13 protein-coding genes are annotated in these 25,245 nt (G+C 37.2%); 6 read left to right on the top strand and 7 right to left on the bottom strand.

All coding sequences use genetic code 11. From position 1 onward, the window contains the following. Positions 1-435: 435 nt before the first annotated feature. The 6 genes from E4T88_RS04540 (at position 436) to E4T88_RS04515 (ending at position 9,241) form a co-directional block, all read left to right on the top strand. Complete coding sequence (locus tag E4T88_RS04540; RefSeq protein WP_135104272.1) at positions 436-1,458, top strand: LacI family DNA-binding transcriptional regulator; 1,023 nt, start codon at positions 436-438, stop codon at positions 1,456-1,458. A gap of 418 nt (positions 1,459-1,876) precedes the next feature. Beyond that, positions 1,877-2,560, top strand: coding sequence for an L-ribulose-5-phosphate 4-epimerase (gene araD, locus E4T88_RS04535; protein ID WP_135104271.1), 684 nt, complete (start codon positions 1,877-1,879; stop codon positions 2,558-2,560). 29 nt (positions 2,561-2,589) lie between these two features. Continuing rightward, positions 2,590-4,125: an alpha-N-arabinofuranosidase gene (locus E4T88_RS04530; protein WP_135104270.1), complete on the top strand. Its 1,536-nt coding sequence runs from the start codon at positions 2,590-2,592 to the stop codon at positions 4,123-4,125. A gap of 36 nt (positions 4,126-4,161) precedes the next feature. Next, a complete protein-coding gene (gene araA, locus E4T88_RS04525; protein WP_135104269.1) occupies positions 4,162-5,664 on the top strand; it encodes an L-arabinose isomerase in 1,503 nt (500 codons plus the stop codon). Between the two features lie 148 nt (positions 5,665-5,812). Then, positions 5,813-7,480, top strand: coding sequence for a ribulokinase (locus tag E4T88_RS04520; RefSeq protein WP_135104268.1), 1,668 nt, complete (start codon positions 5,813-5,815; stop codon positions 7,478-7,480). A gap of 15 nt (positions 7,481-7,495) precedes the next feature. After that, on the top strand, positions 7,496-9,241 hold the full coding sequence (locus tag E4T88_RS04515; protein WP_135104267.1) for a sodium:solute symporter: 1,746 nt from the start codon (positions 7,496-7,498) through the stop codon (positions 9,239-9,241). Positions 9,242-9,695: 454 nt separating this feature from the next. Here the strand turns inward: E4T88_RS04515 and E4T88_RS04510 are convergent, their stop codons facing one another. The 7 genes from E4T88_RS04510 to E4T88_RS04480 all read right to left on the bottom strand — a co-directional run bounded on the left by E4T88_RS04510 (position 9,696) and on the right by E4T88_RS04480 (position 25,078). Then, positions 9,696-11,903, bottom strand: coding sequence for an endo-1,4-beta-xylanase (locus E4T88_RS04510; protein ID WP_167755433.1), 2,208 nt, complete (start codon positions 11,901-11,903; stop codon positions 9,696-9,698). Between the two features lie 20 nt (positions 11,904-11,923). Further along, positions 11,924-12,973 carry a DUF5627 domain-containing protein gene (locus E4T88_RS04505; RefSeq protein WP_135104265.1) on the bottom strand — a complete coding sequence of 350 codons (1,050 nt, stop codon included), beginning with the start codon at positions 12,971-12,973 and terminating at the stop codon, positions 11,924-11,926. A 35-nt stretch (positions 12,974-13,008) separates the two neighbouring features. Next, entirely contained in the window at positions 13,009-14,814 is a 1,806-nt protein-coding gene (locus E4T88_RS04500) for a RagB/SusD family nutrient uptake outer membrane protein (RefSeq protein WP_135104264.1), read from the bottom strand. A gap of 14 nt (positions 14,815-14,828) precedes the next feature. Further along, complete coding sequence (locus E4T88_RS04495) at positions 14,829-17,666, bottom strand: SusC/RagA family TonB-linked outer membrane protein (protein ID WP_135104263.1); 2,838 nt, start codon at positions 17,664-17,666, stop codon at positions 14,829-14,831. A gap of 43 nt (positions 17,667-17,709) precedes the next feature. Further along, positions 17,710-19,653: a RagB/SusD family nutrient uptake outer membrane protein gene (locus tag E4T88_RS04490; RefSeq protein WP_135104470.1), complete on the bottom strand. Its 1,944-nt coding sequence runs from the start codon at positions 19,651-19,653 to the stop codon at positions 17,710-17,712. 11 nt (positions 19,654-19,664) lie between these two features. Next, the gene (locus tag E4T88_RS04485) at positions 19,665-22,808 is read right to left on the bottom strand and encodes a SusC/RagA family TonB-linked outer membrane protein (RefSeq protein ID WP_135104262.1); all 3,144 of its coding nucleotides are present in this window, start codon (positions 22,806-22,808) and stop codon (positions 19,665-19,667) included. A gap of 545 nt (positions 22,809-23,353) precedes the next feature. Next, complete coding sequence (locus E4T88_RS04480) at positions 23,354-25,078, bottom strand: glycoside hydrolase family 43 protein (protein WP_135104261.1); 1,725 nt, start codon at positions 25,076-25,078, stop codon at positions 23,354-23,356. Between the last annotated feature and the right edge of the window lie 167 nt (positions 25,079-25,245).

The following is a 25,245-nucleotide window of genomic DNA, read 5'->3' as shown; positions in this document are numbered from 1 at the left end:
CAAACATCTAATTAATAATATATTATAATTATAAAATAGAATCTAATATACATTCGATTAGGAAAGAAACAAGAGTGAGGATTCTTATATAAGATAAAAATAAAGTATTATTATTTTAACGAGAAAGTAAAATAATATACATTTGTAGAAATATAAATAGTATATTATATTTGAATGATAAAAAGGAATTGGTATCCTTATATATACTTTTAGAGACATAAATAGGTATTTATATGTATAGATGAAGCGAAATAATACTAAAACAATTATCTATAGATATCCGAACCTAATCAGAGTTAAGATAATGTAGATGTAGTTGGTAATAATACTAAACCTACTATTGCACATATAAATATCTAATATACTTATATATCATTCAGATAAGTTAAATATTTAACCGTTAAATATAGAAAATTACCAATTTGTGTATTATATATGAAAACAAGGGTTTCACTTAAAGATATTGCAGAAAAATTAAACTTGTCTAAAACCACAGTATCATGGGTACTAAACGGACAAGCAGAGAAAAAAGGTATAAGTAAAAATACACAAGAGATTGTACTAAATTGTGCAAAAGAATTGAACTACCAGCCAAATTTAATAGCTCGAAGTCTGAATATTGGGCAGACCAAAACCATTGGACTTATCCTGCCTTCCATATCCGATTATTTTTATTCCTCAATAGCCAGAGAAATAGAAAATCAAGCCAACATGCATGGATATTCTCTGATGATAGCAAGTTCCGAATCGGACTTCAACAAAGAAGACCTTGTTATACAAATGTTCAAATCGAAGGGAGTAGATGGAATAATTATAGCACCAACTAAGCGATCGAAAGTTGAAATAGAGCGGCTTATATCTGAAAAATTTCCTTTAGTAACATTCGACCGTTATTTTCCTGAACTGCAAACAAGTTATATAATTATCGACAACAAGGAAAGTAGCTACAAATTAACAAAGCATCTCATAGGTATGGGGTGCAAAAACATTGCACTTATTACCACAAACTCTCATCTTACTACAATGGGTGAAAGAAATGAGGGTTATAAACAAGCATTGTCAGATTCCGGTATCAAATTTAATCCAGCGCTTGTGGGAAATATAGAATATGAAGATTATGATAATAAAATTGTAAAAGTACTAGATAATATATTTGAAAAAGTACCTGATGTAGATGGTTTCTTTTTCACCACACATATTCTAGCAGTAGAGGCCTTCCTTTATTTTGATAACAAAGGAATCGACTTTAATCGACAATTTCAACTGGCATGCATACATGGTGTATCTTTATTCAAAATTTTAGCACCAAAAATTAACATTGCAAAAATGCCCGTTGCAGATATAGGTAAAAATGCTGTAGATATTTTACTCGGAGAGATTCAGGAAAAAAGCAAACAAGCTGGTGAGAAAGGACAATATAAAGTTATTTTACCATGTACTCTTTATTTAAATAATTAAGAGTACAACATAAATATAAATAGGATTTTTAAGCAATTCAAATAACAGTTATTTCTATAAACTTCTATAATAGTCTTGTTTTCTTGTTTTACCTATATAAACTAAAAGATTGAATCTTGGATTCCTAACAAGGCCTTTCCTTAAACACAAACTACCTAAATAATAGAACCCAAAACAATAGGATATACTACAATATTCTCCTTGTCTGCATTCATTTCGAAAGATATAAAATAAAGATTCGAGGTTTTATTTTCCATCTTTTTTGAAAACAGATCAAATTAGACATAAGAACTCTTAATACATGTTTTAAAACATATCAAAATAAGTGTATATTTTTACACTTATTATTAACATTGTACTCATAAGTGTATAGTGAACACTTATGCTTTAAATAAGCTTTTAAACCATATATAATATCATGCTAGAATCATTAAAAAAAGAGGTATTCGATGCTAATCTGGATCTGGTAAAACATGGATTAGTCATATTCACATGGGGAAATGTTAGTGCTATCGATAGAGAGAAAAATCTGGTAATAATCAAACCTTCAGGAGTATCATATGAAAAGATGGACGCTGAAGATATGGTTGTACTCGATTTAGATGGAAAAATTGTAGAGGGACAATTAAAACCCTCATCCGATACTGCAACTCATATAGCTTTATATAAAGCCTTTCCAAATATAGGGGGAATTGTACATACTCATTCTACTTACGCCACATCTTGGGCTCAGGCAGGCCGTGATATACCTAATATCGGCACCACTCATGCCGATTACTTTAAAGATGAGATACCATGTACAAGACAAATGACAAAAGAAGAGATTGAAGGCAAATATGAACTCGAAACAGGTAATGTAATTATCGAGCGTTTTGCCGCTCTAAATCCGGATTATACACCGGGAGTTCTTGTCAATAATCATGGTCCTTTCTCGTGGGGAAAAGATGCGCATAATGCTGTTCACAATGCAGTAGTATTGGAACAAGTCGCTAAAATGGCTTATTTGGCATATAGCATCAACCCACAAATAAAGATGAATGATGAGCTTATAAAAAAACACTTTTTCAGAAAACATGGTCCGGATGCATATTACGGACAATAAAAATGTTACACACGTTTAAATATTATACCATGAAAAAAGTTATTCTTTCCATACTATTTCTAAGCGGTGTCGCTGTTATTTCAGTAGCCCAAAATAAATTGGTTATTAATGCAGATCAGGGGAAAGATGTTATCAGCAAACATGTTTATGGACATTTTTCTGAACATCTCGGACATTGTATTTACGGAGGCTATTGGGTAGGTGAGGACTCCCCCATTCCCAACACGCGAGGTATCCGCAACGATGTAGTAAAAGCTTTACGCGATATCAAAATTCCTAATTTGCGCTGGCCCGGAGGCTGTTTTGCCGACGAATATCATTGGATGGATGGGATTGGCCCTCGCGATAAACGTCCTAAAATGGTGAATACTCATTGGGGAGGAGTTGTCGAAGATAACAGTTTTGGCACGCACGAATTTCTCGATCTCTGCGAACAGTTGAACTGTGAGCCCTACATCTGTGGAAACGTAGGGAGTGGCACAGTGGAAGAAATGTCTAAATGGGTAGAATACATTACTTTCGATGGAGAAAGCCCAATGGCAAACCTGCGTCGTCAAAATGGCCGCGAGAAACCTTGGAAAGTATCTTTCTGGGGAGTTGGAAACGAAAACTGGGGCTGCGGAGGTAATATGACTGCCGAATTTTATGCAGATCAGTACAAACGTTATTCCACTTATTGCCGAAACTATGGCGACAACAAACTCTATCTTATTGCCGGAGGCGCTAATTCAGACGACTATAATTGGACAGAGACTTTAATGAAAAATGCAGCACGTCAAATGCAGGGATTGTCTTTGCACCATTATACAATTCCAAAGAATTGGGAAGACAAAGGTTCCGCTACACAATTCGACGAAGCGGAATACTATGTGACTATAGAAAAAACGCTAAAAATGAATGATTTGTTAAAAAGACATTCAAACATTATGGACCGATACGATCCGCAAAAAAGAGTCGCCCTTATCCCCGACGAGTGGGGTACTTGGTATAACGTAGAATCTGGAACCAATCCGGGGTTCCTCTACCAACAAAACACTATGCGCGACGCGATTATTGCTGCTATCAATTTGAATATATTCAATAGCTATTGCGATCGGGTAAAAATGACTAACATAGCGCAAACAATAAATGTATTACAAGCTGTAATATTAACCGACAAGGAAAAGATGTTATTGACTCCTACTTATTGGGTCTATTATCTTTATAAAGTTCATCAAGATGCAACTTTGCTTCCTATTTCACTATCTTCTGCTAAATACGAGCTGAATGGGAAAAAAATTGATGCCATCAGTGTATCAGCATCAAAAGACGCTTCAGGAAAAGTTCATATTACATTGGTAAATATAGATCCCAACAAAGAACAAAGCATAGATGCCGATTTGCGGGGAATAGAAGTTAAAAACGTTTCGGGACAAGTATTGACATCTGGCAAAATAAATGACTACAATTCCTTCGACACTCCCGATGTTGTTTCAGTGAAAGCATTTACAGGAGCGAAATTATCAAAAGACAAAATATCGATAACATTACCATCCAAATCGGTTGTAATGTTGGAACTTAATTAACAATTCATTAACAATTCATTAACAATTAATAATATCATGGATTTTAAAGATTTAGAAATTTGGTTTGTTACAGGAGCGCAATTATTATATGGAGGCGATGCTGTTGTTGCTGTGGATTCACACTCTACTCAAATGGTAAAAAGTTTGAACGACTCAGGCAAACTACCTATCAAAGTTGTTTATAAAGGAACTGTCAATTCATCTAAAGAAATAGCAAAGGCTTTTTCTGATGCTAATTCTGACAATAAATGTATTGGAGTAATAACATGGATGCACACTTTTTCTCCTGCAAAAATGTGGATACAGGGATTAAAGAATTACAAGAAACCCCTGCTACACTTTCACACCCAATTCAACAAAGAAATTCCTTGGAATGAAATCGATATGGATTTCATGAATCTAAATCAGTCAGCACATGGCGACCGTGAATTTGGGCATATGGTAAGCCGTATGCGCAAAAACAGAAAAGTAATTGTCGGACATTGGTCTGATGAAAAAGTACAGGCAAAACTAGCTTCTTGGATGCGTGTATGCGCAGGATGGGCTGATGCTCAGGATATGCTTATCATTCGTTTCGGAGATAATATGAACAACGTCGCTGTAACAGATGGAGATAAGGTAGAAGCCGAAATGCGTTTGGGTTATCATGTAGACAATGCACCTATCGCAACATTAGTTCCGTATATAGAAGCCGTAAAAGAAACTGAAATAGATGCATTAATTACTGAATACGAAAAAGTATATGACTTTGCTGCTGATTGCAAAAAAGGAGGAGAAAAACATCAATTTGTACGTGATGCAGCAGCTCAGGAGATAGGGCTTCGTCGTTTTCTTCAAGAAAAGGGAGCGAAGGGATTCACGACCAGCTTTAATGAACTTGAAGGCATGAAACAATTGATGGGATTTGCTTCTCAACGCCTCATGGCGGAAGGCTACGGATTCGGAGCCGAAGGGGACTGGAAAACGGCTGCCCTTGTCCGTACAATGTGGGTAATGGGAAAAGGACTGCCCGGTGGTCAATCGTTCCTTGAAGACTATACGCTCAATTTCGATGGAGAGAACAGTACTATTCTGCAATCGCATATGTTGGAAATCAATCCGGATATAACCGGAACAAAACCTCGCATCGAAGTTCATTTCCTTGGTATTGGCGATGCTCGCACTTGTTCGCGCCTCGTATTTCAAGCACATAAGGGTGAAGGTGTTGCAGCTACAATTGTAGACATGGGTAATCGCTTCCGTATGATTGTAAATGAAGTAGTAGTAGAAGAACCGAAACCACTACCTAAATTGCCTGTAGCATGTGCATTGTGGAAACCAATGCCGAACCTTGAAATTGGTGCCGCTGCATGGATATTGGCAGGTGGTACTCATCACTCAAGCTTCTCTTATTCTGTCACTACCGAAATGCTGGAAGACTATGCTGATATAGCTGGTATAGAACTGGTAACTATAGACAAGAATACAACCATAAATAACTTTAAGTTTGAGTTGAAAGTAAATGAAGTATACTACTTATTAAATACAGCGTTAAGCTGAGTTAGATTGTTTCAAGTATGGGGAGTAGTGATATTCCCTATACTTATTTTATCATTAAAAAGTTAACTACCTTATGAAAGGAACATATACTATAGTTACCAACTATAATGAAATGTGAATTTCATACTATTTATGAAAAATAAAATATATGAAATATACAATAGGACTTGATTACGGTTCTGACTCTTGCCGAGCAGTAATCATAGAAGCTGAAACAGGAAAGGAAATTGCATCATCAGTCAAATATTATAAAAGATGGATACAGGGGAAATACTGTGATCCTCAAAAAAACCAATACAGACAACACCCTCTCGATTATATAGAAGCTTTAGAAGAATCCGTAAAGGAGGCTCTGAGTAAGTCTCCGGCAGGTACAGCAGAGCAAGTAGTAGGCATGTCATTTGATACTACAGGCTCTACTCCTGCCCTGATTGATAAAGACGGACAGGTGTTAGCTCTAAGATCTGATTTTGCAGAAAATCCAAATGCAATGTTTGTCCTTTGGAAAGATCATACAGCGATCAAAGAAGCAGCTAAAATAAATGAGGTAGCCAAACGTTGGCCTATCGACTATACCGCCTATGTAGGTGGTATATACTCCAGTGAGTGGGTTTGGGCAAAAGTGGCACATGTTCTGAAAGAAGATAAAGCCGTAGCCGGAGAAGCTTACAGTTGGATAGAGCATTGTGATTGGATGCCCGCTCTAATTACAGGCACAACAAAGCCATCAGATATAGTAAGAGGACGTTGTGCTGCAGGGCACAAAGCCATGTGGCTGAAAGAATGGGACGGCTTGCCAACAGAAGATTTTCTTGTAGAAATAGCACCCGAACTGAAAGGGTATAGAGAAAGACTATTTCACGATACATACACAAGCGAAGTTAAAGTAGGAAACCTAACAGAAGAATGGGCTGGCAGGCTTGGATTAACAACAAATGTAGCTGTTGGTGTAGGAGCGTTTGACTGTCATATGGGAGCAGTAGGTGCCGAAATAGAACCGAAGGCATTTGTTCGTGTTATCGGAACCTCTACTTGCGATATTATGATTGCTCCATATGAAGATATGCACGGAAAACTAATACCTGGTATCTGCGGACAGGTAGATGGATCTGTTATTCCGGGAATGGTAGGTCTAGAAGCCGGACAATCTGGTTTTGGTGATATTTATGCCTGGTTCAAATCTGTATTGGCTTGGCCTTTGGAGAATATACTAAAAGACTCGGCACTAATAGATCAGGAAACAAAGCAAAAACTAATAGACGAAACTCTTGACAAGATAATCCCTACCCTATCTAAAGAAGCTGAAAAAATTCCCGTATCAGAAAGTTCTATTTTAGCAATCGATTGGATGAACGGACGTCGTACGCCTGATGCCAATCAAATGGTAAAAGGAACAATAACAGGATTAAATTTAGCCAGTTCTGCTCCTCTAATTTTCAAAGCGTTGGTAGAGGCCACAGCTTTTGGGTCGAAAGCAATTGTAGATCGCTTTCTCGAAAACGGAATTGAAATCAATAGCGTAATTGGTATAGGGGGTATCTCCCTGAAATCGCCATTGGTCATGCAAACATTGGCAGACGTATTGGCAATGCCTATAAAAGTTGCTAAATCAGAACAGGCATGCGCCTTTGGTGCAGCAATGTTTGCTTCTGTTGCAGCTGGAGTTCATCCTGACATTAAAGCTGCTCAGAAAGCAATGGGACAAGGTTTTGCTCACGAATACAAACCTAATATGGCGAAACATGATGTATATATGCAGATATATGCAAAATATCAAAAACTAGGTAAATTTACTGAAACAGAATTATTCTCTTAAACATAATATCATACTATGAACTGGAATTCACACGAATTTATTTGGCTCGACTGGGTGATTATTGCAGTTGGGATATTGGCAGTAACATGGGCTGTCTGGCGTTCGATACAAAAAGACAAACGCCTGCAACAGGGTGCCAGTAGCGAAGACTATCTGTTCGGAAAAGGCGAACCATGGTACATAATAGGTGCTGCCATCTTTGCAGCAAACATCGGATCGGAGCATCTTGTAGGACTTGCCGGAACAGGCGCTAAAGCCGGAGTGGGTATGGCACACTGGGAGATGCAAGGCTGGATGATACTTATTTTAGGTTGGTTATTCGTACCATTCTATCAACTGATGAACAACAAGATGGGCAAAATCATTACAATGCCCGACTTCCTAAAATACCGTTATACACCTGCTACAGGTTCGTGGTTGTCTATCATCACGCTCATAGCCTATGTACTTACCAAAGTGAGTGTAACCGCATTTACAGGAGGTATCTTTATGGAAAGCCTTCTCGGTTTGCCTTTCTGGTATGGGGCTATCGGCTTGATAGTACTAACGGGTATTTTTACTGTTCTCGGTGGTATGAAAGGAGTTATGACTCTATCTGCAATCCAAACACCGATACTTATTATAGGTTCATTCCTTGTGCTTTTCCTAGGATTATCTGCTCTTGGAGGAGGCAGCATCCCTGAGGGTTGGACAGCAATGATCGACTATGCAAAAACATTGAATGTAGGAGAAGATGGTGTTGCATACGGTACAAACCACATGTTTCACTTCAATACCGGTGATCCGTTATATGATGATTACCCCGGCTTTTGGGTATTTATCGGAGCTTCAATAATAGGTTTCTGGTATTGGTGTACCGACCAGCATATCGTTCAACGTGTACTTGGACAACGCAAGGGCGAAGACAACGATGTAGTGATGAAACGTGCTCGTAGAGGTACTATTGCTGCTGGTTATTTCAAATTGTTGCCTGTGTTTATGTTCCTAATACCGGGTATGGTAGCAGCGGCATTGGCTGCACGTCCCGATAGCGGATTTACATTGGATGATCCGGACACAGCGTTCGGTTCAATGGTTAAATTTGTATTGCCTGCGGGTGTGAAGGGAATTGTTACCATCGGTTTTATATCAGCTTTAATTGCTTCTTTGGCTGCATTCTTCAATTCTTGTGCAACATTGTTTACGGAAGACTTCTATAAACCTATGTTCAAAAATAAGAGTGAATCTACTTATGTTTTGGTAGGTCGTATTGCGACAATTGTAGTAGTAATACTTGGTATTGTTTGGATACCTGTTATGATGAGCCTTGGTAGTCTTTACGACTATCTGCAAGGTATTCAATCATTACTCGCTCCTGCTATGGTAGCCGTATTTGCTCTTGGTATCTTTTCTAAAAGAATTACACCTAAGGCGGGAGAAGCTGGTATGATAGTGGGATTCGCTATTGGGATGGTACGCTTATTAACCAATATATTTACCAACACCGGTAAGGACGCAATGACCGGCTGGTATTGGGAATACACAAGTTGGTTCTGGCAAACAAATTGGCTTATTTTTGAAATATGGTTATTAGTATTCATCATGTTGCTAATGGTCGTTGTATCATTTTTCACTCCGAAGCCAACAGCCCAACAAATAGATGCTATCACTTTCTCTAGCGATTACAAGAAACTTATTAGCAAGAGTTGGAATAAATGGGATGTTATCGCATCACTGGGAGTTGTAGTTCTCTGTGTTGCATTTTACATATACTTTTGGTAAAATAATAACATACTTATATATAATCTTTTAACAATAATATACTTTTATAAAGCAATAAAGCAAGAGGCTGTCTTAAGACAGCCTCTTTTGCGTTTATGCAACTCTCTTTAATTATATTTTTATAAACAGACAAATAGAACAATCATAAACAATTAAATATAAAAGCTTTTCTAAAAGCTAAAAACAGTTTCTTATACACAAGAGAACTAATCTTCTTTAATCTAATAAAAATACAAAAGACACCTCATCTCCTATCCCTTCTATATCTATCAAAATATTGCGAAAAGATATGCATACATCAGTTCTGCCTATAAATGAAACTTCTAATATCATTTGATAGTAAAGAGAAACAGCGAAACCTTTATACAAAGATTTCGCTGTCTCCTCAAAAAAAGTACGAATCACCTAAAAGCCTATATGATATTATCTCATATCATTAAAAAACATTAGATTATTATTTACCACTCAAACCTTCCGCAAATCCGGCATAAACAGGCTTACGGTTATAGTTCAAGCTCCATAGCCCAATAGGTTGCCCTTTTCTCCAACCGCTGTCGTCAGGACTGTCTGTCGGACTCCAATGAGTAATTCCATATTGTTGACTCACAGGAATAATTTCAAAGTATTTTTTCACAATAAACTTATAATACTCAGACATCAATAACTGTTGCTCGAAAGTAAGGTTTGCTGTCTTAATTTCATTACCATTCTCATCTACTATACCCATATCCAATTCAGATATTTTTATGAGTTTTCCTGAAGCTTTTAATAGTTCAAACATCTTCACGACATGGTCTTCTTTGCTCTTTTGTGTTGCAGAGTTTAGATAATAAGAGACATGCATTTGAGTCCCAATACCATCAATCTTCGTTCCGTCTTTCTCCCAACGTTCAATCCAATTTATCAAACTCTTCAGTTTCATGTTATCATCCCAGTCTGATTCCAGATTGTAGTCGTTGATGAACAACTTCATATCTTCAGGTCCATATTTGCGGGTAAGTTGGATAGCTGTACGCACATAGTCATCACCCAAGTAATCTTGCCAATAGAAATTATTCTTAGCGTCTTCTGCCGATACATTATTTACAGATTGTAAATCATACCAACCATCGCCATCTTTATCAGCACCGGCCAGAGGCTCATTCACTACATCCCATGCTTTCACATATCCGCCACAAGCTTCCATCATACCTTTTACCCAATTTTCCATCGCATTGGTCAAAACTTCTTTCTTTTCTTCCGGAGTCAAAGGAATGGTATTGCCTGATTCTTCTATCTCAAATACGATATCATCAAAATAGAATGTAGTTGCCAGCTTATTTTTTGCAAGATTAAAAGCTATAGTACTCATTCCTTCTTGTGATGAATTGATAGAACCTGAATTAGTATATTCCTGCCATTCTGTAGTTACATCAGGACTGCCCACCATAGCGTAATGCAAATAACCGCCCGGCTCTTTATGCGCCTGAGAATCAATACTAACATTTCTACTAGCCTTGACCTTCATACTGAAACGATATTTTTCACCTTCCTTAAATACGTGAGGAACCTTTACAAAGAATTGTGTGTCCCAATCCTGAGTAGCATTATCGCCTGACTGAACAATGATAGCCCGTCCCGTACCACCGGCACCTGTACCTGCAGCACTAAATGTAGCCGCCTTAGGACCATTAGATACTTCAGTAGCATAGAAACAGGAGACATCATTGTCTTCACAATTACTATTGCTTACAAGATTTTTCCACCAACTAGCTGGACCTGCTGCAAGTGCTTCAATATTGAAGGAATAGGAATGCCAGCTTGGTTTTCCCCAGTTTGATAAATCTTTACTGTCAAAGGCGCCATTATTGATTACATTATCCGTAGAATTAACTGCTGTCAAAGTAATATCGTCAAAATACAAATCGCCACCAAATTTACCAAAACAGAACTGAAGTTTGTTAAACGCATGACTTGGTGTAAACTGAATAGTAACATTACTCCATTCTTTACTTGCCGCAAGAGATAAACCATAAAGAACATTACTACCATCTGTAGGCCAAAAGTCTACAGTGGCCGCCGCAGAGGCCTTGATTCTCATGCTTAATGTATATGTCACACCAACCGTTAATGGACTTGCCGGTTCGTAATAAATTTGCCAATCCCACGTATTAGCCTTAGCTTCGGTTGTATTTATATGCAAGCAATTATTTGCATCGTTAGGGTCGACTTCAATCTCCTTATCAGCAATCAAATTATTCAGATATTTATTATTTTGTTGAGAGTGCCACAATATCGTATGTCCATAAATACTAAGACCTGCACCTTTAGCAGCATCAACAAATTTTACTACCTGAGAGAAATCCATTGAACCATCGTCTTTTACAATCGAACCATATTTCATCGCATTACCCGCTGTTAATTCATCGAAATTGGAACAGGCAAGACTATAAACCATGTCCCTCTTCAAAAAATCGCTAACAGTAATGCCCGATCCTAATTTAAAATTTGGATTAGCCTTCCGGTCTACATACGATTTCAGAACATCATATTCATTCAGATATTCATATTTCTCGAGATCTGCCGGCTTATCAACATTAAAGTTGCTATCAAAATTATCGACACAAGAGACCATTGCCATCATAGCGACAATAATCAACAATAATTTATTATAATACTTCATCATACTCATCTTTAGTAAAATTAAAAATGATTAGTTTTATAAGTTGGAACAAACAATTCAGAATCGATCCCTCGGGTTTGTACCACCAAAGTATCTTTAGTCACATATTGCTTTGATCCGAAGTTTATATTGTACTCCAAATACATAGCATTACGGTCTTTATTACCCCAGCTATTTTTCTCTCCTTTTTTTACAAATTTACCTGAGCCACTAGCGGTATAGCCTTGCGTATCGGTAGAGATAGTACACTCATTATTATCATTAAAAGTTAGGAGTAAATCACATGTAAGAGTTTGTACACCTCCTAAACCATCAGAAACAGTAGTTTTAACCGGAAATTTAGTCACCTTTAAACTTGCAGTCGTTAAACTACAAAGTTCGTCATTTTCTACATGTGGTTTGCGACGTACATTCGTTGCAGTTGCACCATTCTCGGTTACAAGATCTACTCCTCTGCGCAGATATTTTGCATGCCACGGATTAATAAATTTCAGTGCATATAAGACATAGTCTTGAGGCTGAATATCCCACGCTTCTGAATATGTACGAGGTGCGTTCTGTATCAAGTGACGACCGCTCAAAATACTGTCTGCATTTTGTACTTTAGTCATTAATAACGGAATTACATACGTTTTTTTCAAAGCGTCGGGATCGGAAAAGAATGCATCTTGCAATTGAACTCCTACCGATCCTTGAATCTTCTTATCAAGAATGATCTTACTCCCCCCTAAAGTGTAGTAATTGGATGGCATAGCTTGAACCGGACTACCGTCTTCGAAGAATAAGTTATCACACAATCCATTATCGACGGCAATATCTATGCTGATATTCTTTTGGTTTTTATATACACCTCCCATTGTTGCGTATATCTCGCAACGATGCTCATTATCTAAAGTCGTATCATAAGTATCATCTCCTAATACGATTGTACGCACGGGGTATTGATAGGCAAAATAAACAGTTGTTCCACCTTCATAGTTTGGGAATTCAACACCTTGATTTTCGCATGATGTCATTGATGCAATCAAAATTCCGGCAAACAATACAGGCAATAATTTGAATCGTTTCATATTTTTCAATATTTAGATATTTTTTGATTATTCATTTACCAGCCTTGATTCTGCTGTAGGTTGCTCCATTTTATAGTTTCACTATAAGGCACAGGTCCATGATACATATAATCTTTGTAGCTTCTTGCTTCTACAGGAATTACCTTATATACCAAAGCTCCATCAAGTTTATCTATTTGCATACCTTTAGCACCCTCATTCAGGTTGGCTTTCCAACGACGCAAATCCCAAAAACGTCGGTTTTCGAAACAGAGTTCAATACGACGTTCATTACGTATCAACTCTCGCATTTTATCTTTATTGTTTTTAATACTTTCAAGATAAGGGTCTCCTCCATTAGAACCTACACCAGCACGAGTGCGGATAGCCTTGATTACGTCGTAAGCACTGTATGAATGTCCGTTGCCATTAGTTGGTCCCCAAGCTTCATTTGCTGCCTCAGCATAAGCTAAGAATATTTCAGTAAATCGTATGCGTACAGGATAATGGTATTGTGCCGTATTATATGTCGGATCTGGATTACAATCGTCACGCAATAGTTTTCTCAAATAATATCCGGTACGTGTAGATGTGCTTTCTTTATTTAATGCATCTTCATTTGTACCGTATGTTCCGGTGACAATTTTCTTTGAATTTGTACCATACGTGGTTTCGTTATACAATACATAAGCTGTCAAACGCGGATCTCTGTTGGTGTACGGATCACTTGAAGAATATCCACTTGCAGGATCAGATATTGGATATCCGCTTGCCATAGGAAATGCATCTACTAGATTTTGAGTTGGATTTATACGTCCACTTCCATACAGCGATGGAGGATAATTACTCTTCTCTTGCGAAAGCCCCATTGCATAATCTTCGGTGCTATTATCTTTGTCCCCTCTCCATAGAATCTCTTTAGGAACAGCTCCTGATCCCAATGAGTTGATTTCAGTTTTGTTCATATACCATGTCCATCCTGTTGGATCTATTCCGCCTAAACCATTGATACGATCTAGTACGATAGCTGCATTATCTGCAGCATTAGCCCATGTTACGGTTGTACCCGTGTTATATGCAGGACTTGCTGCAAGCAAAGCTGCCTGTGCCCTAATAGCTTCTGCGATACGAGCAGTAAGGCGACCTCGTATATGAGTACCATTTACCCGGTTATAATCACTGGCATTGGTTACACCGATTGCTTTATATTTAGCAGGAATATTTGCATCACTGATGTCATTATAATCAAGAGGTAAGTATTCAGTTGCTTTTTCTACATCACTAAAAATTTGATCTATACAAGCCTGAAATGTATCTCTTGGAACATTGAAATCTGTACTCATATTATCTACAGTAGTTATATTAGGTATTCCCAATAGTTTTCCATCTTCAGTCCAACCACCATGAGCCATCAAGAGATAGTACATATTTAAAGCACGCAAACCATACGCTTCGCCTTTAAGACGATCGCAATACATGATATGTACATTCGGATCTTTTGCCCATGCCACTTTGTCGGCATTTTCTAAAAAGATGTTGAGATATTGAATAGCAGCTCTACAGTTCTGCCACTTAGACATAGGGTCGTTACTAGCTGTCCACGATCCTGTTGCCATACTTAAATAGCTACTAGCTTTATCGTTAGTCACTGCATCATCTGTCGCAATGTCTGTTTCAGATTTAGTCTGATAGGGAAGCATGGAATAAGCGTATCCTAATATCCCTTGTGCATATCCCGGTTCATTATACATATCATCTAACTCTCTATTGTTCTCTAAAGCAGGAGAAAACAGATCATCACAGGATGTTAAGAAGAGCAAGATAATGACCAGAAATTTTGTTATATTATTTATTGCTTTCATACTGTTGTTATTTATTAAAATGCAGCTTTTATACCTATATTATAAAATCTGGTTTGTGGAGAACTACCTACATTCATTTCCATATGTTTGCGTTCCTTCGATATAGTAAGCAGATTAGCGCCACTTACATATGCCGAAAGTTCGCGGATGAAACTATTTTTCAATAGCTGCTTAGGTAAGTCGTATGTAACCTGTATCTTAGCCAGATCAAAGCGGTTAGTTTTATACATCCAGAAGTCTGAAGTACGGAAATTATTGCTTCCACTTTCAGTAGTTAAACGAGGGTAAGTCGCGGTTGCCTTTGTTTCTTCTGTCCATCGGTCACGAACTACTGCAGAGTATTTACCATCTCCATGGATCCAATAATAAGAACTATTTTTCAAACTATTCGCTCCAAAGCTACCTGTTCCTAAAGCAAAGAATGTAAAATCTGACCATTTAAGTGTCATGTTTATACCCAAAGTAAACGGGGCGCCATACCAGCCTCCTTTACCTAGATATATAACATCTTGATCATCGATGACTCCGTCGCCATTTTGATCTACATATTTAATATCGCCTGGTTTTACTGTTCCTCCAAATTTTTGTTCCGGAGAATTAGTTATCTCATCGCTACTCTCAAACAGGCCGTCACTTTGTAAACCCCAAATACCATCAATCGGCTTACCTGTTCTATTTTGATAGCTAAATTCATTTATCTCGCTACGCTTGGTTGCTTTAGTATCGTAATAAGTACCAGCTACACCTAATGAGAAGTCTACCTCTTCGATTTTCTTGTTGAAGTTAACATTGAAATCAAATCCTGTACGCTTATTATTATTATAGTTCATATATGGAACAAATGACGCTTCGGGATAAGCTGTAGACAAATAATTAGGGAAAAGCGAACTTGGTGTTATTATATTACCTTCCATAGAGTTTACAAAGAATGACAGATCTGCAGTTATCATTTTCTTCCACAAAGAAGTTCTTAGATTCGCTGATATTTCTTTGCGTTTAATAAATGTAAGATCATCATTATTTCCACGGAGAGACATTGTATATTTCTCTAAACTACCATCATACCAACTCCAACCGTACGCTTGAGACCAAGCTGACTTGTACATATAATAATTTTGAATATCAATATCTTGATGTAAGATACTACCTGAAACACTCAACATTAAATCATCTATAATAGAAGATCCCGATAGGAAGTTTTCATTGCTCATTCTCCAACCTAATGTAAGAGATGGAGAAAATGCATTACGCTGCCCTTCGGCTAACTTTGCTGAGTGTATTACGGCTCCCCCAAAATCGGCATAATATTTCTTTTGATAATTATAGCCTACTTGTAATGCCAAATTTGCATTAGAAGTTTTGTGATATTCGGACGATAAGGTTTGCTGGTAGCCCGAAGCTATTAGCATAGCCGACAAGTTATGATCATCTGCAAAAGTATTTACGTAATCGAATTGCCCCGAGAATGCCATAGTTTGATTATCAGCACTCTCACTAATATTCTGTACACCAGACTTCTTATCATTGTTATATTTTGTTAGACCTACAATAACATCCTTTCCGTTAAAGTTACCCCAAGTTGGAGCATATACCGAATATGTGTTGTCAAAAGACGTTGTATAACCTGTAGCATAATCCACTGCAAATTTGGTATGAAACGAAAGCCCTTTCAAGAAGCCTTCCAAATCAATATCAACTCCAGTATCAAATTGAAAATGACGGCTTGTATATTTGCTACTTCCGGCAGCAAATATATCTGCAAATGCATTCTTTTGATCAATCTGAGATCCTCCTAGAAAATATTTACCATCAATGATATTATTGGTATTATTAACCAAATCCCAAGCAGCTAAAGCATTCTGATCAATCATATCTAATGAAATCAACGGCGCTACACGATTGGGACGAAATGTTGATGCAGCATTCCAATAATCTCCTTTTGCATTTTTAGCGTCATAGAAAGTTGCATTCGCATTAATATATGCACTAATAGCATTACTAATCATAACATCCACATTACCACGCACATTTAGACGATTGATACTATTATCCTTCGCTTCACCGATCTTAAACAAGTCATCTTGATGATAATAACCTACATTACTATAAAAATGAGCACGTTTACTTCCGCCTGTAATTTCTGCTGTAACTTCTGAACGATTAGATACTTTCTTCAAAAACTCAGAAGAATAAAAATCTACATTCGGATAACGATACGGATTTAAGCCCGAAGCAGAATGATAAATGTCATTATCGCTATATAAAGCCGATAGCCCATCATTAGCGCGAGCTTCATTATAAAGAGTCATATATTCAGCAGATCCTAGATATTCAGGATAGCTTTTAGATATATGAAAACCCGTGTTAGCTCTTACGCTTATCCTAAGATCTTCGGTCTTACCTCTTTTGGTCGTTATATATATAACACCTTTTGCTGCGCGGCTACCATAAAGGACAACAGCCTGCGCTCCTTTTAGAAATGTTATTTGATCAATTTCGCTAGGCAAAACATTGTTGGCTACACGGGGAATTCCATCAACCAACACTAAATATCCTGCATTGTCGGCATCCATACCCCACAGCGAATTTCCATTCCACCCCCCGATATAGGCCTGCATATTATCTAAACTATATGTGTTATAGTTCTTTTTTGACAGTTCCTCTACATTAACAACAGATACACCACCCAACAAGTCGCTTTGCGCTACTTTTCGAAAAGCAATCTGTACAAGCGATTCTTTATCACTTTTGAGTGTGTCCGCCTCATTTTGGTCAAATGTTTGAGCTTTAGTTGCAAATGGGCAGAAGACAAACATGGCACACAAAATGAATATTGATTGTATATATTTCATCTTTTATTCGTTTAAATTACACATTCATTTACTCTATTTGGATTTACCAGCCCGGATTTTGCCCGAATTCAGGATATAGATATACATCATTGTCAGGAAGAGGGAACCAATAATGTTTGGTACCAAATACTCGTGTAAGAATAACTTCTTCTTTGAATTCTGATACCCTTGCATCTTTTGGGTCGTTATTCTTGAAAAAGTCATTGTTTTCTACACGCTTAAATTCCTGTGATGTTTTTACTGTATACGGATATTCTGTTAGTAATAACCAACGTTGCAAATCATTGAAACGGAATCCTTCAAATGAAAGTTCTACGGCACGCTCTCTACGAATTTCGTCTATAAATTTATTTTTACTTGCTGTATAAGAGCTGCCTACATGTCCTGCTTTTACACGATCTCTCACTGTATTGATCGCACCTTCTGCCGTTTTTGAGAAATTAGAAGATTTACCACTAGCACCACCAAATGCAGCACATGATTCGGCATACATCAAATAAATATCAGATAAACGCATATATGGCAAATAGCAGTGATAGTTTCCTCCCCAGTCATATGTTCTATCATACTCGTTGCAGGTATGAGGTACCAGCTTTTGGATAAAATATCCTGTACGGCTAGCATTAGCTACGGGTCTCATTGCACCTCCTGTATAAAGACTACAATAACGCAGATATTCCATATCCGCAGGCATAGTACTATTTACATATTTGAATCCATCAAATACAATATCATGATAGAAGCGAGGATCTCTATTTTTGAATGGGTAATTAGGATCAAAGCCTGAAGCTGGATCATTTAGAGGAAGTCCATTATCCATACCATACATATTAACATAGTTTGCTGTTGGTTGGTGAATCACGTTATCATGAGCAACCAAACCGCCAACTTTAGGACCAAATACCTTCGCAGTATTCCAGTTACTGGCATTGAAGTCTGGAGATGGCCCCCTGAAAATTGCTTCAACAGATCCCGGTTGTAACCAGTTTTGACGAGTGGTGTAAAAAATATCCGAGTAGCTAGATGTAGAACCTTCAGCTCTCTCATGATTATAAATATCTTTGTAGTTGAACTGAGCTAATGCATATTGAGTTTGATTACCTTCTACAAGACTTAGTAGTTCACCAAAGGCTTCAGCAGCTTTTTTACAGTATGCCTCATCATAGTCATAAGTTTGACTTCCACCTACTTTAGGACCGTTTTTCATCAATGGGCTACCTGCCCAAAGATAATTTTTACCCAAATAACCTAATGCCATTATTTTATTAATACGCAATTGGTTTTTGCCCACTGTATTTTTCCCTACTGTTGTGTTATCCCAGTCGATAGGAAGTAGATCGGCAGCTTGCCTAAAGTCGGCAGCAGCTTTATCTGCACATTCCTGATAACTCAATCGAGGAAGAGTCAATGTTCCGGTAGCATCTAATACATGGTCTACATAAGGTAACCCACCAAAGAATGTCATGAGTTCAAAATGCCACCATGCACGAAAGAAATATAGTTGCCCTGCAATCAGATTTTTTTCCTCAGCTGTGGCTGTTGTTAACTTGTCCAGATTAGCCAATCCTTCATTTGCTTTACTTATGCAATACCATGCATGAGGCCATAATGAATGTCGTTTAGGAGATCCGTCTCCGGTAGCTGTAGAACTACTATTACTGTTATATAACCAATCACCTGCGCTTCTCCATGCGCGGTAGTTTCCAAGGTCTACTTGGTGAGTCATACGACCATCAGCCTCGGGGTTGAAGATTTCATCGTCACCCCAATTCCAGGAAGGAGCCCAATTGCACTTCTGTTTGTCAGGTATGCAATTGTAAATCTCTTCTATGTAGCCCTGAAAATTCATGAAGTTCTTAAAGGCATCATCTCCTGATATAGTAGAATCAGGTTCTTTATCCAAATAATCTTCACAAGAAGCTAAACTAGTTCCTAATATTAAGAACAGGATACAACTCTTTAGAAAAGTTTTATATATATTTTTCATCATCTTTAATCTTATAATGAGAATTTAATACCTAAATTGTAACGTCTTACAGTAGGATAAGCACCTAAATAACCTGCACCGGATAAATTTGCTTCACGGTCGTCAGGCATTCTTGTCCACAACCAGAGATTATTTCCGTTCAGATATATTTTCATATTTTTCACACCTAATTTCTTAATCCAGCCATCAGTAAATGTGTAAGCAACCTCAGCATTCTTCAAACGGATATATGATCCGTCATATAAAAACTGAGTACTGGTATTATAGCTCGGACTAGAAGACCATCGTGGCACTACAACATCGGCAGATGTATTATCTTTCGACCACCATGTTCCGATATCGTATACAGTGTTTAGTTTATTACCGAAGCTTGTTAATGATACATCTCGGGTTACATTTGTCACACCATAGAACTGAACGAAAGCACTAAATCCTTTCCATTCGAAGCCAATAGTAGCATTGAATGTATTCTGAGGTGTACCAGAATATCCGTAAGGAACTAAGTCTTTATTGTCAATAACCCCATCTCCATTGAAGTCTATTATGTTATAATCGCCGGGTAATTTTTGCGAATCGTTAGTGTCATGTCGAGTACTTCCATATAATTGGTCGTAGGTATTGACATATCCTGCATCAACGTAAGATGTATATTGTCCAATGCTATATCCGGCAGCTTTCTGATAAGCAGGTCTTAACGCCTGGTCATCTTTTTCTAATATTTTATTTTTAGAATGTGTCATGTTGAAATTACCCCAAAGTCTCATGTCATTAGAGAGTCGTTTATTTATACGTAATTCCAATTCATAACCATTTGTACGAACTCTACCAATATTCGCTGTAGGAGGCATAGCTCCTAAATACGACGGAGTAGAGCGTTGATCACCCCATACCAAGATATCTCTACGGTCATCTCTAAAAACATCCACACTACCAATAAATAATCCGTCCAAGAAAGAGTAGTCTGCTCCTACATTTATCTTTCTTACGGTTTCCCATTTCACATTTTCATTTCCAAGTGCTGATTTTCTGTACCATGTATAAGGACTATTTCCATGATTTAAATCCATTGCTGTAACCCCTCCATAAGCCCACTGGGTCATATAAAGCCAACGTCGCGCTGAATCGAATTTGTCACCACCAAGATTATCATCTCCAATTTCCCCATATGAAGCTCTGATTTTAAGCATATCTAAGAATTTTAATCCTTTCATAAAATTCTCATTGCTTAACATCCATCCTATCGCACCGGAATTAAAGAATGCAAAACGATTTTCTTTACTGAATTTATCAGAGCCATTATAAGCACCGTTGTATTCTATAAAGTATTTGTCTGCGTAATCATAAGTAGCACGGAAAGCCCAGTCTTCACGGAAAATAGGCATTACACTACCTCTCGCCTCTTCTTGACGGCTGAAAACACCCATGGCTGTTATGCTATGCGCATCAAATTTACGAGCCCAATTCAATTGTGCCTGATAGTATAAATTACGTAATGTTGCTCCATTATTTACAGATCCTCCTGATGTAGCCCAGTTAACACCTTGCATCCAGTCGAACTTATTATTACCATCAAAATTTTGTCTATAAGTTACTTGACCTGTTTCTGGATCTATCCATTTTCCCTGAGCCGAATTATTTAAATCATTTATTCCTCTTTCGAATTCAACAAAAGTATTATCCCAAGAAACAACTCCTCTAGCAGACAATCCTTTTGTTATAAAGCCCAAGTCTTGCTCTAAAGTAAAGTCTGTATTGATACGAGTAGTTGTTGTCTGCATTGTACCTCCCAAAGAAAGAACGGCAGCCGAGTTACTAACATTCGAAATATTTGGATAGAATCCCCAAGAGCCGTCCGAATATTGCGGAAGGAAAACATCCGGTGCAATATTATAGGCTCCAGACCATTGTTGAGCAACAGCCCATGTAGAGTTATCGGTTTGTCCCCAAGGTGTTTTCTTGATAGCATTAGAACCTGCTAGATTAACCTTAAACAAAGTTGTCTTTGTTATTTGAAAATCCAGATTACTACGAACATTTAGTCTGTCGAATCCATATCCGGCATTATAATTACGTCCATTATCATAAACGCGGAAAAGGTCGCCTTCATGCACAAAGTCGGCAGAAGCAAAGTATTTTACAACTTTTGTTCCTCCCGATACATTTATATTTGCATTATAAGACATTGCAGTCTTCTTGAATAGAGCATCCTGCCAATCTACATTCGGATAGCGTTCTCGTTGCTCTATAGTAGTCTGGTTCCGATAGTTGTTGATAAATGCTTGTGGTCGTATATAAGCCCAAGAATCAGGAGTTAGAGCTAATTCATGCTCAATAGCCCTGTTACGAGCCATTAATGCATCATAAGAATCCAATTTGTTAGGTAATTTAGACGGAGCTTTTAGTGTTGCGTTGAAACCAACATCTATTTTTGCGCTTCCGTCACTACCTCTTTTGGTAGTAACCAGAATAACACCATTCGCACCTTTAACTCCATAAACAGCTGTAGCAGAAGCATCTTTCAGAACAGATACGCTTTCTACCGAACTAATATCTACGGAGCTCATTGGACGTTCGATACCATCGACTAATACTAGAGGATCGCTATTGTTCCACGAACTAGCTCCTCGAATAACAATCTTTGGTTCTTCTTCTCCGGGCATCCCTGTACTCTGAGTAGTGATTACACCGGGCAAATTACCGGTAAGAGCAGCTCCAATATCGGAAATACCAGCGGCACGCTCTAAAACTTTACCTGTTGTTTGTGTGATTGCTCCTACAACACTGGCCTTCTTCTGTTGACCATAACCTACCACAACCACTTCACTTAAAATCTCTTCATTTTCGGACATAACCACTCTTACATTCTGTTTGCCTTGTATGTTTATGTCCTGTGTTGTCATGCCTACATAAGTAGCTACGATGGTCTTTGTTCCGGTTGGAACAGTTAATGAAAAATTTCCATCAAAATCTGTTACAGTTCCTACTGATGTATTGCCCTTTAAAGTAATATTAACTCCTGTAAGAGGCTCATCATTTTTGTCTACGACATTTCCCGTAATAACAGTTCCTTTCTGCGCATATGCTGCAAAGCAAATAAATAGCAGGAGTAAACTTATGCAGGGAATTTTCCAAGCTCGTTTTGTTTTATTATTCATTACTATTAGTTTAATATGATTAACAATTTTAATTTATCATAATATGATCGATTCTTAATATCAATCTAATAGGATTATAAAAGTCAGCTGTCATCAATATTAGTTTTCATGGATTAAAAATTAAATAATAAGTTAATGCCTATTATTAAAAAATACATTTGCATACTCTCTTCGAGAATTTGTCAAATCAGCATTTAGGTCTAGGAGATTATTGATCATAGAAAACATAACATAGAGTATTGTCTAGCTACATTTTCTTCAGTTTATTGGTATTTTTTCACAAAAGAGTTTTTTATCATATGGTATTACAATTTAAGGTTATTTTAAGTGTATTATTTACAATTATTATCTCAGACAGTATTTTTTATCACCACAGTTTTGGTTATCGTTTTCTGTTTTTCTAATAGTATTTGCTGCAGTAAAATGCCTGGATAGGTGGTATTAAATTTTTTAGGTAACTATCGACGTAGTGAATAATCGACTCCAAAATGAAATGTTAGTTCTCCACTACGCCGAAAAAAGTTTATATGCAAATAAGCTAAAGCTTATGGTTGAAAATCATTTGAAGATGTTGAATATAAACCAATCAATGCTCCAGTAAACCCACCGGCAACATCTGTGGAAAGAATATCACCGGAAACAGTTCCTCCAATATTTTTGAATACTTGATTATCAACAGAGTAATTAAATCTATAATTATCTTCGTCTGCTTCAACCTGCAATTGTATTGGTTTGCTTACATCAATTTTTTCACTAGCAACAAGGGTAGACTTATTCTTATCTGTTCTGACAAGCAAGATATAAGAGTCGCTTCCTTTTTGTGTAATACCAAATACATAGTTGAATGATTCTTTTTGATAACAAACGATTCCGGCTAAATCAGTTTCAGAGGCAGGTACATAGTTCATGTTCACTGTTGTTGAAAATGTTTTATGCTGTTGTCTATGAAACAAAGCTGAAATAGGCTTACGATCTTTGATATTTGTCTGGAATGGCTTAATCTGTAAACCCTCTTTCGTAATATTCACAAAATCTTCACGAGGACCTCTTACTGCTATCCATCTATGATCTAAACTCTTGCTTGAAAAATCGTCATTAAAAGTAAAGTTTCCATTAGGGAAGAAACCATTCATTCCTGTTTGATTTTGTACACCTTCCGGCATTTTCAATTTAGGCGATAGAGGAATAAGCCCATTCTCGAAAACAGGGAATTCTCCACTCCAATCTACAGGTAATATAAATGTTTCTCTACCCGAATTTACTCTTTGTTTATTATTAGGACGAATTGCTAAAAATACTCCGTAATACTTACCATCAGGAGCTTGTACTAAATCGGCATGTCCTGCCCAATCTACTTTATCTTTTCTATCTTTTGCAAAATATCTTTGAGTCAATATAGGATTATTAGCAGCCGGCTTAAATGGTCCGCGTGGATTTTCGCTAACAAAAATCACTTCACTATGCCAATCACCAGTACCTCCTTCTGCACACATCAAAAAATAACGACCATCTTTTTTATATATATGAGGGCCTTCTATCCATATAGGTCTTTTTGTAATATCCACCCCCCCATCTACTATTATTTTATCTGTACCAGGAATAACTCTATCGTTTTCTACATCATATTCCCATTGTTTAATAACCCTGTGGCCAGAATACAATTCTTTGCCATGATCCGGAGCATCATTGTGTACTAAATAAGCTTTACCGTCATCATCAAAGAATAAAGCCGGGTCAATTCCATTAAACTCTAGACGGATCGGGTCACCCCATCCTTGTCGAGGATCTTTAGTTTTAACAACTATATTACCCAAACCTCCTCCAATATGAGTTGTGATCATATAAAAGGTATCATTATGAGGATTGTATGCAATGTCGGGAGCATATACTCCTGCACTCATTTCTATATCTTGTACTTTTAGTTGAGTTGGTCTTTCTAATACATTTCCTATTTGTGTCCAATTAACTAAATCTTTACTATGAAAGATTGGGACTCCCGGGAAAAAAGCAAAAGATGAGTTGACCAAATAATAGTCATCTCCTTTACGAGTAATACTCAGATCGGGATAACACCCTTGCAAAATCGGTGTATAAAATTCATTGCTTTTTAAAGGGTTTTCGTTATAAACCTTATCATTCCCTTGATAAATAAATTTGGAAAAAGTAGGAACCCCTTTTTGAAGTTTTTTGTTTGCCTTAGTCTGACTGCTCAAACTAAAAGGACTAAATAAGAGTATACCTGTAATAATAGCAATTACATTTTTTTTCATGATATGAATTAAGTTATTATATGGTTTTACGCTTTAGCGATAACATTACAAAGCTATATATCTAAAAAAATTAAAGGATAAAAACTTGTTTCTTTTACAATCGCACAAGTAATTACAACCCTACGGATTGTTGCATTTTCAATCTTCTATGTTGCACACCACATTTC

This window comes from Dysgonomonas mossii (genome assembly GCF_004569505.1).
Lineage (GTDB): Bacteria > Bacteroidota > Bacteroidia > Bacteroidales > Dysgonomonadaceae > Dysgonomonas.
This window is presented reverse-complemented; position numbering and strand designations above follow the sequence as displayed.

What these genes read in the sequence shown, in the direction of transcription:
- E4T88_RS04485 (WP_135104262.1), bottom strand. Translation starts at nt 22,808, where the DNA reads ATGAATAATAAAACAAAACGAGCTTGGAAAATTCCCTGCATAAGTTTA.
- E4T88_RS04540 (WP_135104272.1), top strand. Translation starts at nt 436, where the DNA reads ATGAAAACAAGGGTTTCACTTAAAGATATTGCAGAAAAATTAAACTTG.
- araD (WP_135104271.1), top strand. Translation starts at nt 1,877, where the DNA reads ATGCTAGAATCATTAAAAAAAGAGGTATTCGATGCTAATCTGGATCTG.
- E4T88_RS04495 (WP_135104263.1), bottom strand. Translation starts at nt 17,666, where the DNA reads ATGAAATATATACAATCAATATTCATTTTGTGTGCCATGTTTGTCTTC.
- E4T88_RS04510 (WP_167755433.1), bottom strand. Translation starts at nt 11,903, where the DNA reads ATGAAGTATTATAATAAATTATTGTTGATTATTGTCGCTATGATGGCA.
- E4T88_RS04505 (WP_135104265.1), bottom strand. Translation starts at nt 12,973, where the DNA reads ATGAAACGATTCAAATTATTGCCTGTATTGTTTGCCGGAATTTTGATT.
- araA (WP_135104269.1), top strand. Translation starts at nt 4,162, where the DNA reads ATGGATTTTAAAGATTTAGAAATTTGGTTTGTTACAGGAGCGCAATTA.
- E4T88_RS04500 (WP_135104264.1), bottom strand. Translation starts at nt 14,814, where the DNA reads ATGAAAGCAATAAATAATATAACAAAATTTCTGGTCATTATCTTGCTC.
- E4T88_RS04480 (WP_135104261.1), bottom strand. Translation starts at nt 25,078, where the DNA reads ATGAAAAAAAATGTAATTGCTATTATTACAGGTATACTCTTATTTAGT.
- E4T88_RS04515 (WP_135104267.1), top strand. Translation starts at nt 7,496, where the DNA reads ATGAACTGGAATTCACACGAATTTATTTGGCTCGACTGGGTGATTATT.
- E4T88_RS04520 (WP_135104268.1), top strand. Translation starts at nt 5,813, where the DNA reads ATGAAATATACAATAGGACTTGATTACGGTTCTGACTCTTGCCGAGCA.
- E4T88_RS04490 (WP_135104470.1), bottom strand. Translation starts at nt 19,653, where the DNA reads ATGAAAAATATATATAAAACTTTTCTAAAGAGTTGTATCCTGTTCTTA.
- E4T88_RS04530 (WP_135104270.1), top strand. Translation starts at nt 2,590, where the DNA reads ATGAAAAAAGTTATTCTTTCCATACTATTTCTAAGCGGTGTCGCTGTT.